At 33.4% G+C, this 16760-nt stretch carries 17 protein-coding genes and 1 riboswitch; all 17 genes read left to right on the top strand.

The annotated features are described in order from the left end of the window. The first annotated feature begins 96 nt into the window (after window positions 1–96). On the top strand, window positions 97–828 hold the full coding sequence (locus BN2390_RS20030; RefSeq protein WP_053986064.1) for a TVP38/TMEM64 family protein: 732 nt from the start codon (window positions 97–99) through the stop codon (window positions 826–828). Between the two features lie 183 nt (window positions 829–1011). Further along, the gene (abc-f, locus tag BN2390_RS20025) at window positions 1012–2589 is read left to right on the top strand and encodes a ribosomal protection-like ABC-F family protein (RefSeq protein ID WP_053986063.1); all 1578 of its coding nucleotides are present in this window, start codon (window positions 1012–1014) and stop codon (window positions 2587–2589) included. Window positions 2590–2605: 16 nt separating this feature from the next. Continuing rightward, window positions 2606–3214: a hypothetical protein gene (locus BN2390_RS22360; RefSeq protein WP_330373843.1), complete on the top strand. Its 609-nt coding sequence runs from the start codon at window positions 2606–2608 to the stop codon at window positions 3212–3214. 194 nt (window positions 3215–3408) lie between these two features. Continuing rightward, window positions 3409–4443 carry an S-layer homology domain-containing protein gene (locus BN2390_RS20015; RefSeq protein ID WP_053986062.1) on the top strand — a complete coding sequence of 345 codons (1035 nt, stop codon included), beginning with the start codon at window positions 3409–3411 and terminating at the stop codon, window positions 4441–4443. A gap of 209 nt (window positions 4444–4652) precedes the next feature. Then, window positions 4653–5327: a response regulator transcription factor gene (locus tag BN2390_RS20010; RefSeq protein ID WP_053986061.1), complete on the top strand. Its 675-nt coding sequence runs from the start codon at window positions 4653–4655 to the stop codon at window positions 5325–5327. Beyond that, window positions 5324–6685: a sensor histidine kinase gene (locus BN2390_RS20005; RefSeq protein WP_053986060.1), complete on the top strand. Its 1362-nt coding sequence runs from the start codon at window positions 5324–5326 to the stop codon at window positions 6683–6685. Before BN2390_RS20010 ends, BN2390_RS20005 begins: the two co-directional genes overlap by 4 nt. A 94-nt stretch (window positions 6686–6779) precedes the next feature. Next, the gene (locus BN2390_RS20000; protein ID WP_053986059.1) at window positions 6780–7598 is read left to right on the top strand and encodes a PepSY domain-containing protein; all 819 of its coding nucleotides are present in this window, start codon (window positions 6780–6782) and stop codon (window positions 7596–7598) included. 132 nt (window positions 7599–7730) lie between these two features. Continuing rightward, window positions 7731–9005, top strand: coding sequence for an alkyl/aryl-sulfatase (locus tag BN2390_RS19995; RefSeq protein WP_053986058.1), 1275 nt, complete (start codon window positions 7731–7733; stop codon window positions 9003–9005). 154 nt (window positions 9006–9159) lie between these two features. Next, on the top strand, window positions 9160–9738 hold the full coding sequence (locus tag BN2390_RS19990) for a hypothetical protein (RefSeq protein WP_053986057.1): 579 nt from the start codon (window positions 9160–9162) through the stop codon (window positions 9736–9738). A 72-nt stretch (window positions 9739–9810) separates the two neighbouring features. Next, on the top strand, window positions 9811–10224 hold the full coding sequence (locus BN2390_RS19985) for a peptide deformylase (protein ID WP_053986056.1): 414 nt from the start codon (window positions 9811–9813) through the stop codon (window positions 10222–10224). Window positions 10225–10243: 19 nt separating this feature from the next. Beyond that, window positions 10244–10792 carry a TetR/AcrR family transcriptional regulator C-terminal domain-containing protein gene (locus BN2390_RS19980; RefSeq protein WP_053986055.1) on the top strand — a complete coding sequence of 183 codons (549 nt, stop codon included), beginning with the start codon at window positions 10244–10246 and terminating at the stop codon, window positions 10790–10792. Between the two features lie 151 nt (window positions 10793–10943). Continuing rightward, window positions 10944–12092, top strand: a complete 1149-nt coding sequence (gene fucO, locus BN2390_RS19975; protein ID WP_053986054.1) for a lactaldehyde reductase — start codon at window positions 10944–10946, stop codon at window positions 12090–12092. 72 nt (window positions 12093–12164) lie between these two features. Continuing rightward, window positions 12165–12371: a hypothetical protein gene (locus tag BN2390_RS19970; RefSeq protein WP_053986053.1), complete on the top strand. Its 207-nt coding sequence runs from the start codon at window positions 12165–12167 to the stop codon at window positions 12369–12371. Window positions 12372–12449: 78 nt separating this feature from the next. Then, the gene (locus BN2390_RS19965) at window positions 12450–12710 is read left to right on the top strand and encodes a diguanylate cyclase domain-containing protein (protein ID WP_053986052.1); all 261 of its coding nucleotides are present in this window, start codon (window positions 12450–12452) and stop codon (window positions 12708–12710) included. A gap of 118 nt (window positions 12711–12828) precedes the next feature. Further along, window positions 12829–13004, top strand: a riboswitch (Lysine riboswitch). Between the two features lie 136 nt (window positions 13005–13140). After that, on the top strand, window positions 13141–14712 hold the full coding sequence (locus BN2390_RS19960) for a Na+/H+ antiporter NhaC family protein (RefSeq protein WP_053986051.1): 1572 nt from the start codon (window positions 13141–13143) through the stop codon (window positions 14710–14712). A gap of 161 nt (window positions 14713–14873) precedes the next feature. Beyond that, on the top strand, window positions 14874–15542 hold the full coding sequence (locus BN2390_RS19955) for a response regulator transcription factor (protein ID WP_278308277.1): 669 nt from the start codon (window positions 14874–14876) through the stop codon (window positions 15540–15542). A 1-nt stretch (window position 15543) separates the two neighbouring features. Further along, a complete protein-coding gene (locus tag BN2390_RS19950; protein WP_082238885.1) occupies window positions 15544–16740 on the top strand; it encodes a sensor histidine kinase in 1197 nt (398 codons plus the stop codon). Window positions 16741–16760 lie beyond the last annotated feature (20 nt).

Genomic DNA, 16760 nt, shown 5'->3' with positions numbered 1-16760 from the left:
TTAAAGAAATATTAAGGAATCACAGGCAGGAATATTAAGATGTATTCGTTAAACTAGTTGTAAATGAAGAAGACAGCTAGAGAGGACATTTAAAATATGCAACAAACAACTTTAACATTACGCAAAAAGAAGTCGAGTACATTTCCTGCTATTTATAAATTTAGTGCCCTTGTTATTATTGTGGGATTGATTATGGGGATAGGGGTGATGGCACTTCCCTATGCACAACAGTTTTTATCAGAAGAAGGAAGAACATTAATTGTAGACAGTCTCAGGGATAAAGGTATATGGGGAATGATGTTCTTTGTAATCATTCAAATCATACAAGTGGTTGTATTCATTATTCCAGGAGAAGCAGTAGAAGTATTAGCGGGTATGCTATATGGAACCTGGTGGGGATATATTGTTTGCCAAGTAGGGATTACTATGGGATCAGTCATCATCTTTTACTTAGTAAAAGGATTAGGATATGATTTTATAAAACAATTTATAGATGAAAGTAAGTTTGAAAAGCTTCAGTTTTTACAGAACAATAAAAAGATAGAAAAACTGGTATTTATACTCTTTTTCATACCGGGAACGCCTAAGGATATATTGACATACTTTATTCCATTTACAGACTTATCATTAAGTAAATTTCTTATTATTTCTTTTATAGCAAGAGTACCAGCAGTTATCTCATCTACTTTTGCAGGAGCGGCATTACAAAAAGGCGAAGTAGGAACATCTCTAATAACTTTTGTAGTAGTAGGGATTGTAAGTGTTGTTGGAATTTGGATCAATCGTAAATTTATGAGTAAACATTCTAAAGTAGCAACAGATAAATAGAAAGAGCCAATAAAAGTTAGGAAGATTGACAAAATAGAGTAAGCATCTTATAATGTGTTAAAAATAATGAATTGAAGAGGTCGAGAAAAGAATGAGAATCAGAGAAAAATAATTCCATGGTTCAAGTTACTTCTTGAGCTCTTTTTTTGTTGCTTTTTTAGTACAGGCCAACAAGGAGGCTATATGTCGAAAATAACCATTAATAAAATGAGCTACTATTATGTAGATTTCTATAATCCTGTCTATGAGAATGTAAATTTGGTCATCAATACAGAGTGGAAGTTAGGATTGATTGGGAGAAATGGGAGAGGAAAGACTACATTATTAAGATTGTTAAAAGGCGAATTAGAGCCTACAACTGGAAAAATAAACATACCTGTGGATGTAGAATATTTCCCTTATAAAAATGACTGTGAGTATAGAATCACTAAAGATATTATTAAAGAAAATGTTGGTGGTTTTAAATCTATAGAAGATACTATGGAGGCTATTATTAGCCAAAATGATGAAGCAAGATTTGATGAATACTCCAAGTTACAAGAAATGTATCTTGAAAGAGACGGCTATGAAATAGAAAGTAAAATCTTAAAAGAAATGGATGAAATGAAGTTAGATCCAGAGTTGCTTGAACGTGATTTTGACACCTTATCAGGTGGAGAAAAAACGAGAATTATGCTGCTTACTTTGTTCCTAAGAAAAAAACATTTTATTTTATTAGATGAGCCAACCAACCATTTAGACTTAGAAGGAAAAGATGCTGTAGCCCAATATCTTAAAAAGAAAAAGGGATTCATTGTTGTATCACATGATAGAGAATTTCTAGACCAAGTGATTGATCATGTTATTTCTATTAATAAGAAGGATATTACCATAGAAAAAGGGAATTATTCCAGTTGGAAGCATAACAAAGATAAAAAAGAAGAGTACGAACTAAGGACTAGAGAAAGATTAGAAGAAGAAATAGGTCAGTTAGAACGTAGTGCAAAAGAAAGTAGAAACTGGGCAAGCATAGGTAATACACAGAAATATCAATTTGCATCTAATGGTAGAGCAAATGGGGTACAGACGTATATGAAGCAAGCCAAACGTTCTGAATCAAGAGTGCAAGATCATATTGATAGGAAGAAACAACTTCTTCAAAACTATGAAGAAGTGAAGCCTCTTGTGATGCATCAAAGAGAAGATATTGAAGAAAAATGTTTAGTGAAAATAAAAGAGCTAAGCTTTAGATATACAGACCACACGAAGCAAATTATTAAAGGTTTTAATTTCGAAGTATGCGCTGGAGAACGTATATGGGTGAAAGGAAAAAATGGTGTAGGTAAGAGTACGCTATTAAAAATCTTAAACAGAGAACTACCTAATGAGGGGATAGAATATGTAGAGGGGTTACAAGTTGCTATGGTAGCCCAAGAGCCAACATGGAAAACAGGGTATATAAAAGAAGGATTTAAATATACTACAGGAGACTCCGTTTATGAAAAATTCCTAGAGCTATGTGATTATTTTGAGCTACCGGAAAATTTTTTAGTACGTCCTCTTGAAACGTATAGTAGTGGAGAATTGAAGAAAGTTAATATTGCACGTGTACTTGCAGAAGACAATCATTTAATTATATTTGATGAGCCTTTAAATTATATGGATACGTATTTTAGTGAACAATTAGAAAAGGCAATTCTTAAATATCAACCAACCATGATTTTTGTAGAACATGATAGCTGGTTTGGAAAAGCAATAGCGACTAAGACGATTCAACTTTAAGGGAAGGAGAAAATAGATGCAAACATTAACTTATAATCTATTGGTTCATCTGAATGCAGCCTTATTTGAAAAAGAGTTATATTTTAAGGTGGAGTGTCATGATGAAATACATGCTACGACCTATGGTATGGGAGCATGTGCTTGTGATGGAAAACAAGATGTAGCGAGAGTATTTATCAAAAGCTATTTAGAAGCAGAAGGATGTTATATTCAATTTATAGAGGACAGCCTATCTTTTGTAGTAGTAGATAGGAATGCCATACACCAATATACCAATGAAGAGTTAGTAGCAGCATTACAAGTTGTATCTTCAACCATAAGTAATTGTGAAAAAATGCAGCCTAAATTTGCAGAAGGCACTTCTTCGCATACACTTCTTAAGAATAGAATAAAAGCGTTGTACATTTCAAAAGCATTAATAAGCAATGAAGATGTGGCGGAGCAATATACAAAAGAAGAATTGATTGAAGCAATCGCCCCAATCGCTTCGATTATTAGTAAATGTGAAAAAGGCCAAGGGAAATTTGCAGAAGGTACATCCCATTACACACGCTTTAAAAAGATAATTGATGCAATGTATATTTCAAAAGCACTGCTAACAGATGAGATTAATAAAAGAGGTTAATCTATAGAAATAGGGAGTATATTTACTCTCTATTTTTTTATACAATCACTTAAGTAGTAACAATATATAAGATAAAATTTATAAGTAGTTTAAATGTAAATGAAACTTTTTAAGCTTTAAATACGTCTATAAAATATAGATGATGGAATATTTTGATTATAATAAATGACAATGAATCGAAAGAAGGTTTTAAAGTGAAAAAGTTAAAATTCTTGACCGTAGGATGCCTTTCTTTAATATTATCAGTGACACCTGTTTGGGCAATGGATCATACATTTAAAGATGTACAGCAATCTGATTGGTATTATGATGCAGTAAACTTTATAAATAATAAAGGGATTATAGATGAGGTAGCTGAAGATGAGTTTGCTCCCAATGAGATGATGACAAGAGGAACATTTATATTGAGTTTATATCATATGGCAAATAATCCAGATGTTGACCATAAACTTGTTTTTACAGATGTAAGTAAAGAGGCAAAATATGCCGAAGCAGTTGAATGGGGTGTAGAAAATAAGATTATATCCGGTTATAGCAAAACTTTATTTAAGCCAGATAAACCCATTACGAGAGAAGAAATGGTTACGATTCTTTATAACTATACTCAGTTTATAGGATTAGAAACACCTATAGAGGGAATGGGAATTAGAGAATATGTAGATGAACAACAGGTTTCTACATGGGCTAGGAATCCTATGCGTTGGGGAGTTGGAAGTAGCAATATTATTTCTGGAGTAGAAGGGCAACAATTAAAGCCTCAAGCTATAACAACACGAGCAGAAGCATCTAACATACTTATGAGGTATTGTACCAATGTACTAAATAGTAATGGAAGTTCAGTTATAATAGAAGAGGGCACACAACAGTATGCACTTAAGATAGGCTTTCCTAATTATATTGCACCGTATGTACAGTTAGATCAAATGGAGCAGCCTATTGGAGAGAATGAAACTTATTCATTGATTCTATTTAAATTTACTAAAGATGATCATAGTGCTAATATTGGCAGCTTGTCCATTTATACACAGAAGCAATATGATGCTGTCAAAGCAGAGGGAGGACCTTTCCCAACAGAGGTGTTTAGGCAAGATGGCTTAGTCGTTGCTTTTATGGGACTTCAGGATATGCCTTTTGAACTTCAAACACCAGAAGCCCAATTAGTAGGTAATTATCACCAAGAGGTAGGTAACATTTTAAAGACAATTACATTAGTACCAATAGCTAAATAGAATGAATATTGGTGATGTAACAAATCATATTAAAAATAGAGAGTAGATAAAACTCTCTATTTTTATTTGTTAAGAAGTTAAAATAAATAGATATTAATGTTATCTACGCTGTGATAACTTATAATGTACATATCTAAGAAGATAAAAGTAAGCATGCTTTATTTTATGAAATGGAGCATACTAAATATAGTAGAAGTAGGAGGACAGAGATGAGAGTATTATTAGCAGAAGATGAACAAGACTTAAATAATATTATTGTAAAGAAGTTAAAATCAGAAGGTTATACAATAGATGCTTGCTTTAATGGACAAGAGGCATTAGATTTTATGGGTGTTGCAGAGTATGATGTAGTGATATTAGATATTATGATGCCTAAAATGAATGGGTTAGAGGTCATACAAGAGATGAGAAGAAATGGCAATACGACTCCAGTTATTTTTCTAACTGCTAGGGATTCTATTGAGGATCGGGTGAAGGGGTTAGATATGGGGGCAAATGATTACTTAATCAAGCCTTTTTCTTTTGAGGAACTTATGGCAAGAATGCGTGTGATGACACGTCATGTAGCAGGCGTACAGACTAGTGTCTATACGCTTGCAGATTTAAGTGTTGATGTATCAGCCCATATGGTGAAAAGAGGAGATGAAGTGATTACCCTTTCAGCCAAAGAATTTTCATTACTCGAGTATTTAATACGCAACAAAGGGAAGGTGTTATCTAGGGAAAAGATAGAGAACAACTTATGGAATTTTGACTATGAGGGTGGAACCAATGCTGTAGATGTATATATTCGTTATTTAAGAAAGAAAATAGATGACTCCTATAACAATAAGCTGATTCATACTGTAAGAGGAGCTGGATATGTCTTGAGGGAAGAAGTATGAAAAAGTTATCGATTAAGAGTAAGATCACCCTTTGTTTTACATCAGGTATGATATTAATTGTGATCCTAGCATTCAGTGCAATTTTATTAGTATCAGGGATAACAATAGAAAAGAACTATAAAAGGCAACTCCAAGACGTAGTGGAGAGTAATATTGGAGAAATTGAATATGAAAATGGCAGATTAGATTTTGATGAAGATTTTGTACCTTATAAATATGGAATTTTTGTATTTGTTTACGATGAACAGGGGGCATTGATATCAGGCCAAGAACATAGTATCTCTACAGAAGCAATACCTTTACAAGAAGGAGGTATCTACGAGACTGTAACAGGTAATCAAAGTTATTATGTTTATGATGTGCTTGTACCAATAAAGGATTATGGGAATCTATGGCTAAGGGGAATGGCACCTAAAGAAGAGATGCATCAAGTAGGCGCTATTGATACGATTATTAAAATATCCTTTTTTACATTGCCTATACTCACCATACTTGCAGCAATAGTAGGTTATAGTTTAACAAAACATTCCTTTAAACCTATTGAGCAAATCATTGATTCAGTAGAAAAGATTGCAGAGGGAAAAGATCTTTCTCAAAGGCTTGGAATGGAACAAAGAAATGATGAAATCTACCGCCTAGCTCATAGCTTTGATAAAATGTTTGAACGGTTAGAAGATGCATTTGAAGCGGAGAAAAAATTTACTTCAGATGCTTCTCATGAGCTAAGAACACCGACCGCAGTTATTTTAGCACAATGTGAGTATGCCCTTGATGGAGACAAGAACAATGAAGAGTACAAAGAGGCCTTAGAAGTTATAGAAAGACAAGGTTTTAAGATGTCAAAACTAATTGCGCAGCTTCTAGCTTTTACACGATTAGATCAACAAACACAGGCAGTTCATAAAGAAAAGATTAATTTAAGCGAGTTAGTCTCAAATATTTGTGAGGAACAAGCTTATTTACAAATTAAAGATATTTCAATTAAATGTAATATCCAATCCAATATCTATGCCTATGTAGATCAAACATTAATATCTAGACTTCTTATCAATCTAATCACTAATGCATATCAATATGGCAAGGAAAATGGACATATATTGGTTACTTTAAATGATAGAAAAGATGCAATTTATTTATCTGTTATAGATGATGGTATTGGAGTGAAACAAGAAGATTTAAATAAGATATGGGGAAGATTCTATAGAGTAGATGAATCCCGTAATCAAGGTGGAAGTTATTCTATGGGACTAGGACTTTCTATGGTTAAGCAAATTGCGAAGCTACACGATAGTAAGATGGAGATAAAGAGTACATTTGGAAAAGGGAGTACCTTTACATTAATTCTTAAAAAAGAATAATTAAAATTTATCGTGGGTTTTAATGTTCTTTTAATCTTTCACTATTAAAATAACATTATCAAGCAAAAATTAAACCACGAGAGGTGTCTTATATATGAAAAAGTTCAATAAAGTAGCAGCAATCACAACATTTGTAGCAGTAGGTAGTATGGCATTAACAATGGTGGCAGCAAGTACAATAGGTGCCCAAAAAGCAAAAGAGGTAGCATTAGCACATGCCAAGTTAAATGAAAAGAATGTAACTTTTACTAAAGCTAAAATGGATACAGATGATGGTGTAGCAGTATATGAAGTAGAATTTTTCCATAACGGTGTAGAATATGATTATGAGATTAATGCACTTAATGGTAAAGTGAGAGAGTTTAGTAAAGATAAAGAAGTAATGGCTCCAGTAGTATCAACTAAACCAACAACATCAAATACTACAGCATCAAAAGGAACAATAGGTGCCCAAAAAGCAAAAGAAGCCGCACTTTCACATGCTAATTTAAGTGGACAACAAGTAACTTTTACAAAAGCCAATATTGATTATGATGATGGTGTAGCAGTATATGAAGTTGAATTCTACCATAATGGAACAGAATATGATTATGAAATAGATGCAAAAACTGGACAAGTTAGAGAATTTAGTAAAGATCAAGAAACTATGATACCAGTAGTATCAACTAAACCAACAGTATCACAAGGAACAATTGGCGTACAAAAAGCAAAAGAAGTTGCTCTTTCACATGCAAAGTTAACTGGAGAAGCAGTAACTTTTACAAAAGCAGGTATTGACCATGATAATGGTATAACAGTATATGAAATTGAATTTTATCATAATGGGGTAGAATACAATTATGAAATTAATGCAGTGAGTGGAAATATAGTAGATTTTGAAATGGACAATGAATTTGAAGTAGATAATGACTAAAAAGTCTTAAATTGAAGTGCCTTAGTATCCAAAAGGAAACTAAGGCACTTTAAAGTGCTTACTAGCAAAGTTGAATATTTACAGTTAAGATAAATTTTAAAAGAATAAATGGCAGTACTGGAGGAATTCAACTTGTTAAAGAAAAATGGAGAAGCACTATTAAGAGACTTTGCAGCGATAGCATATCCACCGACTGTAACAAAGGTTACAGATGGCGTTTATCATATAATGGGTTATGGACATAGTAATGCAATTGCTATAGAAGCAGAGCATTCTGTGATTTTAGTAGATGCATTAGATACAGATGAAAGAGCTAAAAAATTAAAAGAGATCATTGATGAACTTATAGGTAAACCAGTACAAACATTGATTTATACTCATGGACATCCAGATCATAGGGGTGGAGCAGGAGCATTTGCAGAGACTTTAAATGAGGTTATTGCATTTGCACCTAAGAAGCCATTATTAGGGCGTATGGAAAAAATTAATGATATTCTAAAACAACGTACGTTCTATCAATTTGGTTATACTTTGACAGATGAAGAAGTTATTACACAAGGTATAGGGATTAGAGAAGGTTTTGTTGTTGGTGAAGGTAAAGGCACACCTTTAGCGCCGACAACTATTTATACAGAAGAAAAGGTAAAACGTATTATTGACGGTGTAGAACTTGAGATGGTTTTAGCAATTGGAGAAACAGATGACCAAATCTTTGTGTGGTTACCTGAGAAGCAAGTGATTTGCTGCGGTGATAATTATTATGGGTGTTGGCCAAACCTCTATGCTCTACGCGGTAGTCAATATAGAGATGTAAGCGCATGGGTAGATACGTTGAACCTAATTTTATCCTATCCAGCAGAATATGTATTACCAGGACATACACAACCACTTCTAGGAAAGACAGCTGTACAAGAAGTATTAGGTAATTTTAAAGATGCAGTAGAGTATGTGTTAGAAGCAACACTAGAAGGAATGAATAAAGGGCTAAGTGTAGATGAGTTAGCAACAACTATTACTTTACCTGAACATCTTAGAAATCTTCCTTACTTAGGGGAGTTCTATGGTACAGTTGCATGGTCTGTACGTAGTATCTACAATGGATATGTAGGTTGGTTTGATGGTAACCCAACCCATTTAAATAAGCTTGCTCCTAAGACTTATGGAGAGAAAATGATAGGATTAATAGGTGATAGTACAAAAGTTATAGCTGAAATTAAAAAGGCATTAGTTGAAGAGGAACCCCAATGGGCAGTAGAATTATGTGATCTCCTTATTAATGCAAATGAAGAAATGAAGACAGCAAAAGTTCTTAAGTCAGAAGGGCTTATGGCATTGTCCAGATTAGAAACCAGTGCTAATGGTCGCCACTACTATATAGCAGCAGCTAAAGCATTATTAGAAGAATAATGAATCCTACTTATAAATAAACATCAAATTAAAAGTGCGTCCCACGTTATGGGGCGCATTTTGTTTATGAGTAGCTTTCTTACGAAAAAATAAAGTTACAGATAAGGCTTATTTGGCTATAATAGAGGTAAGATTTTAAGAAAAGAGGATATGGATGAGTTATTTATTAGAGCTTCAACAAGAAGATAGACGTTATGTAGTAGGTATCTTTGAAAGTGAAGAAACTGTCCATAGTTTTATAGAGTTGATTCCCTTTGTAAAAAAGACAGTTGATAAGCAGGAAACATTTACTTGGATAAACTATACAATGAGATTTGAAGAGATGCCCGAGTACTTTGAGATAAGTTATAATAATTATGTTTATGTGTTAAGCAAATACTCTTTTGTACCAGGAGATAATGTAATTGATTTTATATGGTATCCAGTGCACCAATGGGATAAGAAAAAAGTAGAGAATAAGACGTATATAGAGGGGATGACAACTGTAGATGCCTACTCTATTCCCAATAATGATGTGGAAAAATACATCAAAAGTCGAGAGCAGCTTTTTGAAGCAGGTAAAGCACATTATACAAAGAAGGGCTTATCTGTTACAAGAGAGGGCATAGGTACTCAAGATGGTGAATATGTTCTTGTAGAAGATTCTATATTGTACTTGCTTGATGCATATGCAGTAGATGTTTGGGAGAAAACTAAAGATTTTGAGCAATTTTTAAAACAATATCAAGAATAATAATTAAAATAATATAGTCATAAATAAGACTGATGAAGAAAGGAAAAAGACAAAATTGTCTTGGAATATAAAATGATAAGAGAAATAGTAAAAGATAATGAGAGATTAGTACAAAAAGCCGTAGAGGCAACAAAAGAAGATTTATATATTATTGATGATATGGTAGATACAGCAAAGGCTAATGATGACATTTGTGTTGGACTTGCAGCCAATCAAATCGGAGAAAAGGTGCGTATTATTGTAGTTAAAATGGGAGAATTCTTTATTCCATTGGTGAATCCTAAAATAGTTAAGCATAGTCAATCCACTTACGAAGCAGAAGAAGCTTGTTTATCTCATACAGGAACAAAGAAAACAACAAGATATTCCTCTATTGAGGTAGAGTATCGTGATAGAAATTTTAGGAAGAAAAAGCAACACTTTAACGGATTTGTTGCACAAGTGATTCAACATGAAATGGATCATTGTAGAGGAATCTTAATTTAAAATGTACGGAGGGGTTTAGGTGGACAAAAGGGATAAAACAAAATACAAATTGGCCAATGCCATCAAACAACTGATGGAAACACAAAGTTTAGATAAGATTACAGTAAAGGACATTGTAAGTGAGTGTGATATGACTAGGCAAACTTTTTATCGCTATTTTCAGGATAAATATGATTTAGTAAATTGGTACTTTGAAAGGTTGGTACAGAAATCTTTTAAGCAGATGGGCGTTAGCTGTAGCTTAAGAGAGGGGTTGCATAAGAAGTTTAGGTTTATTGAAGAAGAGTGTATATTCTTTTCAGGTGCTTTTCAGTCTAATGACTATAATTCATTGATGAATTATGACTATGATTGTATTTTTAAGTTTTATGAAGAGATTATTACTTCTAAAACCAATAAACCTTTAGAAGAAGATTTAGCATTTTTATTAAGAATGTATTGTAGGGGTTCTATTTATATGACAGTAGAATGGGTAAATAAGAAAGATAGACCAGCGCCAGAAGAAATTACTAATCTATTAATAGAAGCTTTACCAGATCGATTAGCAAATTTGCTTTCAGATATATAGAAGCAGAGTTTGTCAAAAAAGTGACACATAATAATGATTGTCACTTTTTTGACAAACTAGAAGATGTGTAACTTGTTTTTTGGACATATTATTCGTTATGCTAATAATAGATTTAATCATAAGATCAATAGGATATAAACAGGGGGAAGTTATGGCTAATAGAATAGTATTAAATGAAACATCTTACCATGGTAAAGGATCAATCTGTGAGATTGCAGGAGAAGTACAAAAAAGAGGCTTTAAAAAAGCGTTTGTTTGTTCAGATCCTGATTTAATTAAATTTGGAGTAACTGACAAAGTGATTAAAGTATTAGAGGGTGCAAATCTTGTATATGAAATTTACTCTAATATTAAAGCAAACCCAACAATCGAAAATGTACAAACAGGCGTAGCAGCTTACAAAGCATCAGGTGCAGATTATATTATTGCAATTGGTGGAGGTTCTGCTATGGACACAGCTAAAGCAATCGGGATTATTATTAATAACCCAGAGTTTGAAGATGTAAGAAGTCTTGAAGGTGTAGCACCTACTCAAAAACCAAGTGTGCCTATTATTGCAGTACCTACTACAGCAGGCACAGCAGCTGAAGTAACGATTAATTATGTTATTACAGATGTAGAGAAAAATAGAAAATTTGTATGTGTAGATACACACGATATTCCTGTTATTGCAGTAGTGGATCCTGATATGATGGCAAGTATGCCGGAAGGGCTTACAGCAGCAACAGGTATGGATGCATTAACACATGCAATTGAAGGATATATTACTCAAGCAGCTTGGGAGATGACAGATATGTTCCATCTTAAAGCTATTGAAATTATTGCAAAATCTTTACGTGGCGCAGTTGCGAATACAGCAGAAGGCCGTGAAGGTATGGCGCTTGGACAATATATTGCAGGAATGGGCTTCTCCAATGTAGGGTTAGGTATTGTTCACTCTATGGCACATCCACTAGGTGCTGTTTATGATACACCACATGGTGTAGCAAATGCGATTATTCTTCCAACCGTTATGGCTTACAATGCAGAATATACTGGTGAAAAATATAGAGAAATTGCTAGAGCAATGGGCGTTTGTGGTGTAGATGAAATGTCAGTGGAAGCATACAGACAAGCTGCAATTGATGCAGTGAAAAAACTTTCAGCAGATGTAGGTATTCCAGCAGACCTTAAAGCAATTGTTAAACCAGAAGATGTAGATTTCCTTGCTCAGTCAGCTTATGATGATGCATGTAGACCAGGTAACCCAAGAGAAACAAATGTAGAAGAGATTAAAGCTTTATACGAATCACTCTTATAATATTTAATTTGCAATAAATATCATGATTACGCAAAAGAGGTGCATACTAATGACAAAAAGGAGTATACTCAGATGAAAGTCAAAATAGTTTGCACGCGGGATCAGGAAACAAAAGAAGTAGAATTGCCAATGAATGAAGAGGAATTATTAAAAATTCAAGGTAGTGTACTAGATAGAGATAGTGTAGGGTATATAGCTGGGGCAGAAGTAAAATATTATGATACACAAGGAAAAGAAATAGAAAATATTTTTCTACTAAATAGACAGTTATATAAGTAAGTTATAAGAAAAGCACTTCAGTATGAAGTGCTTTTCTTATATTGATTAATCTAATATTAAAAAAGTACGTTATATAGAATGGATGGAGATGAGTTTGTAGTTATATTAGAAAAAGATGAGCTTAAATGTTATGAGGAATTATTTGAGCAATTTCAAGAAATTAATGGTAAGGATAATGATGCCTTACCAGCTGAAATTAAGGTTTTTGTAGCATATGGTGTAGCAGTTTATAATAAGCTTATACATAAGCCCTATCAAGATGTTTTTGAGCAAGCAGATGAAAAAATATATAGGAATAAAATACAAATGAAACGAGATGAAAAGAGTCGTTTTATGTAAGCTTTTGGTGAGGTCATGGAGTGAGAAATATATTAGCTTACCTCATTTTATTAAAATTTATGCTTTACAAGATTAATTTTATGTTATATAGTGTAGGCATAAGATAACAATTAAATAAGAAGTAGATAGAGGTTGCGGTTTTTAAGAGTATGTTTGTGGAGTTAAGCACAGTGAAGCAAACAGAAAGGACTAATCGCCGAAGCGTATAGTTAATGCTTTAATGCTATAACGTTGGGGTTATATAGAACATGTATAACACTGTCACAAATTTATTTGTGGGGAGCTATCACGAGAGTCTATTGTTGAATGAGAGTAAAGGCCTAGTAGTTAGGTACTTGCTAAATCGGAATCCAAGTCTTGAGTGATCTGCTCAAGACTTTTTTTGTTACTTAAATTCATTTTAATTAAGAAAAACGGAGGGAGAAATAATATGGAAGCAATTGATATCGGATGGTTATCGATTTTACCACCAATTATAGCGATCGCACTAGCACTAATGACAAAAGAGGTTATTTCCTCATTAATTGTAGGTATTTTATCAGGAACACTTATTTATGCATTTAACACAGGCGGGGGCATTGTTAAAGCAGTAGATGTAACATTTACATTAATGGCAGATAAATTAGGGGCCAATGCATCAATCATTTTATTCTTAGGATTTTTAGGCGCACTTGTAGCTGTTATTACAATGGCAGGTGGTTCAAGAGCATATGGTGATTGGGCAAGTAACAAAATTAAATCTAAAAAAGGTGCACAACTTGGAACATCTTTATTAGGTGGATTAATCTTTATTGATGACTACTTTAACTGTTTAACAATTGGTACAGTAATGAGACCAGTAGCAGATAAACATCAAATTTCACGTGCGAAACTTGCGTACATTATTGATGCTACAGCAGCACCAATTTGTATTATCGCACCAATTTCATCTTGGGCAGCATCAGTTATTTCACAAATGAGTGGATTAGATGTAAACGGTGTACCACTTAATGGTATGGAAACATTTATGGCAACTATTCCATTTAACTTATACGCTATTTTAACATTAATCATGGTTGTTGTACTTTGTGTAACAAATATTGAGTTTGGTCCAATGGCTAAATTTGAAAAAGCAGCAAGAGAAGGTAAAGAAAACAAAGGCATTTCAGCAGAGGGCGAAGATGATGAACTTGCTAGAGTAAAAATTTCTTCAAAAGGAAAAGTATTTGACTTAATCATTCCTATCCTTTCTCTTATTATCTTTGCAGTTCTTTCTATGCTTTATGTAGGAGGATACTTCGAAGGTGGTATGACTTTAGCAGAAGGCTTTGGTAATACAGATGCAGGTCCAGCTTTAGCTTTAGCTGGTTTTGGAGCACTTATTGTAGCATTCCTTCTCTTTGTACCACGTAAAGTTATTACATTCAAAGAGTTCATGGATGGTATCGGCATTGGTGTTAAATCAATGGTAGGTGCATTCATTATCTTAACACTTGCTTGGACAATTAGTGGTGTATGTAGAGACCTTTTAAATACAGGTGAATACGTAGGGGGATTAGTAGCAGCATCTCATATGCCACCAGCACTTATTCCAGCGATTGTATTCCTTGTAGCAGGCGGACTTGCATTTGCAATGGGTACATCATGGGGAACATTTGGTATTCTTATTCCTATCGTAACAATGATCTGTGCAGCAGTAGCGCCAGAACTTATTACAGCAACACTTGCAGCAACACTTGCTGGTGCAGTATTCGGAGACCACTGTTCACCAATTTCAGATACAACAATTCTCTCATCTACAGGAGCTGGATGTAATCATATTGATCACGTATCATCACAGATTCCATATACTTTAGTAGTAGCAGGATGTTGTTTTGTAGGTTACATTATTGCTGGTTTCACAGCAAATGTATGGATTACACTTGGTAGTTCAATTGTATTATTATTAGCGACACTTGCAATCATAAATAAATTTACTAAAAAACAAGAAGTAGCAAGTGCTGAAGAAGTAAACGTAGCATAAACTACAGGTATATAATATAAGAAGAAATCCTAGGAATAAGGGCAGTGATGCTGATTATTTCCTAGGATTTTTTATGTGTTTTATATTGTTTTTTAGCTTTAATAAAACTATGATAAGTATAAAAATATGCAATTAAATGTTTAAGGCAAAGGAGATAGTAAGTGACAACACAAATATTATTGGTAGAAGATGATGAAACCATTGCTATGGGTATAGCTTTTGCGTTAGAAAAAGAAGGTTATCATATATGTAGAGTAAGCAATATAAAAGAGGCAAAAGGATATTTTAATGAAGAAATAGCTTTAATCATATTAGATTTAAACTTACCTGATGGCATAGGGTATAGTTTTTGTGAGTATGTGAGAGCTAAAAGTGAAGTACCTATCATTTTTTTGACTGTTAGAGATGAAGAAGAAGATATGATAAGAGGATTAGATATGGGAGCAGATGACTATATTACCAAACCTTTTAGGATGAGAATTCTATTATCTAGAATACAGGCAGTCTTAAGAAGAACTCAAAAGGAAGAGACTCATATTTTGGAATGTAAAAATATTAGATTAGATAAAAATCAAGGAAGAGTCTATAAACAAGAAGAGGAAGTAATCCTTTCAAAAAGTGAATATAAGTTACTTCTATTATTGATGGAGAATAAAGAGTGTACGGTTTCTAGAGAGCGTATTTTAGACTATTTATGGGGAATAGATGGTACCTTTGTAAATGATAATACCTTAACGGTAATGGTCAAGAGGTTGCGTGAGAAAATAGAAGAGCCTACTGAAAAGTTAATACAAACCATTAGAGGTGTAGGGTACCGATTGGAGGTATAAGGTGAGGAATTATTGGAAAGTTATTTTTATAGTAGTAATAGGCTTTTGTATCATGATGACCTTTGGAAGGATTGCAAGCTATATAAGTTATGAAAAAATAGGTCAGATGTATTATGAGCAGATCGCAGCTATAGTTGGTAAGGTAGTAGAGGAGATTCCAGAAAGTGAAGTAGCCATAGTACAAAGTTTAAAACAACTAGAAGAAGGGGATATTTTACAGGGGCAGGCTATTTTAACACTGTATGGCTATGGCGGAGATACTCTACAACTGATGCATAATCAAAGAGGGCTAGAAAGCTTAATGAAAGTGAATAGCCTAGTAATGGGGATTATTTTTAGCATCATACTTATTACTACATATGGTATTTATAGAATACTCAAGCAAAGATTTGGACATTTACAGAACTATTTGATAGAAATTGCAAAAGGAAATTACAAATTAAATATTGAAGGTGTAAGTGAAGGTAAGCTTTCTATATTTGAAGACCAAATTTATAAAACGACCCTTGCTTTAAGAGAAAGTAAAGAAGAGCAAGAAAAAGAAAAACTAAACTTAGCTAGAAATATTGCAGACATTAGTCACCAGTTTAAAACACCTTTGACGTCTATGGGGATTATGACAGATTTATTGTTAGATAGTAAAGTAGATGAACAAAATAGATATTTTATTGATCAACTTAATATGCAAATAGAAAGATTAAGTGGGCTTGTACAAGTTCTTCTAAAGTTGGCTCAATTCGATGCAGGCACAGTTAAATTAAAAAGACAACAGATAGCTATTCCAAGTTTTATAGAAGAAGTCGTAGAAATGCTAGAAGGTCCTATAAAGAAAAAAGAAATTCAGATACAACAAGATGGGGAAGAAGCCTACTTTGTGGGGGATAGAAATTGGACATATGAAGCCATTCATAACATTCTATATAATTGTGTACAGCATAGCCCACAAGGGGCCATGATAAAAATAGAATGGAGTCAGAATCCTATTTATACAGAGATTATCATACAAGATCAAGGAGGAGGCATTTCTATAGAGGACTTGCCACATATATTTACTAGGTTTTATAAGGGTAAGAATGCTTCTAAAGAAAGTATTGGGATAGGTCTTGCAATGGCAAAAACAATTATTGAAAAGCAAAATGGAGCAATTAAAGTTGAGAATGTAGAAGAGGGTACACAGTTTCAAATTAAATTTTATTAACCTTTGTCACTTTAATGTCA

This window comes from Niameybacter massiliensis (genome assembly GCF_001282685.1).
Lineage (GTDB): Bacteria > Bacillota > Clostridia > Lachnospirales > Cellulosilyticaceae > Holtiella > Holtiella tumoricola.
The sequence above is the reverse complement of the archived record's forward strand: the minus strand, read 5'-3'. Positions and strand labels throughout refer to the sequence as shown.

What these genes read in the sequence shown, in the direction of transcription:
- BN2390_RS20030 (WP_053986064.1), top strand. Translation starts at nt 97, where the DNA reads ATGCAACAAACAACTTTAACATTACGCAAAAAGAAGTCGAGTACATTT.
- abc-f (WP_053986063.1), top strand. Translation starts at nt 1,012, where the DNA reads ATGTCGAAAATAACCATTAATAAAATGAGCTACTATTATGTAGATTTC.
- BN2390_RS22360 (WP_330373843.1), top strand. Translation starts at nt 2,606, where the DNA reads ATGCAAACATTAACTTATAATCTATTGGTTCATCTGAATGCAGCCTTA.
- BN2390_RS20010 (WP_053986061.1), top strand. Translation starts at nt 4,653, where the DNA reads ATGAGAGTATTATTAGCAGAAGATGAACAAGACTTAAATAATATTATT.
- BN2390_RS20005 (WP_053986060.1), top strand. Translation starts at nt 5,324, where the DNA reads ATGAAAAAGTTATCGATTAAGAGTAAGATCACCCTTTGTTTTACATCA.
- BN2390_RS20000 (WP_053986059.1), top strand. Translation starts at nt 6,780, where the DNA reads ATGAAAAAGTTCAATAAAGTAGCAGCAATCACAACATTTGTAGCAGTA.
- BN2390_RS19990 (WP_053986057.1), top strand. Translation starts at nt 9,160, where the DNA reads ATGAGTTATTTATTAGAGCTTCAACAAGAAGATAGACGTTATGTAGTA.
- BN2390_RS19985 (WP_053986056.1), top strand. Translation starts at nt 9,811, where the DNA reads ATGATAAGAGAAATAGTAAAAGATAATGAGAGATTAGTACAAAAAGCC.
- fucO (WP_053986054.1), top strand. Translation starts at nt 10,944, where the DNA reads ATGGCTAATAGAATAGTATTAAATGAAACATCTTACCATGGTAAAGGA.
- BN2390_RS19970 (WP_053986053.1), top strand. Translation starts at nt 12,165, where the DNA reads ATGAAAGTCAAAATAGTTTGCACGCGGGATCAGGAAACAAAAGAAGTA.
- BN2390_RS19965 (WP_053986052.1), top strand. Translation starts at nt 12,450, where the DNA reads ATGGATGGAGATGAGTTTGTAGTTATATTAGAAAAAGATGAGCTTAAA.
- BN2390_RS19960 (WP_053986051.1), top strand. Translation starts at nt 13,141, where the DNA reads ATGGAAGCAATTGATATCGGATGGTTATCGATTTTACCACCAATTATA.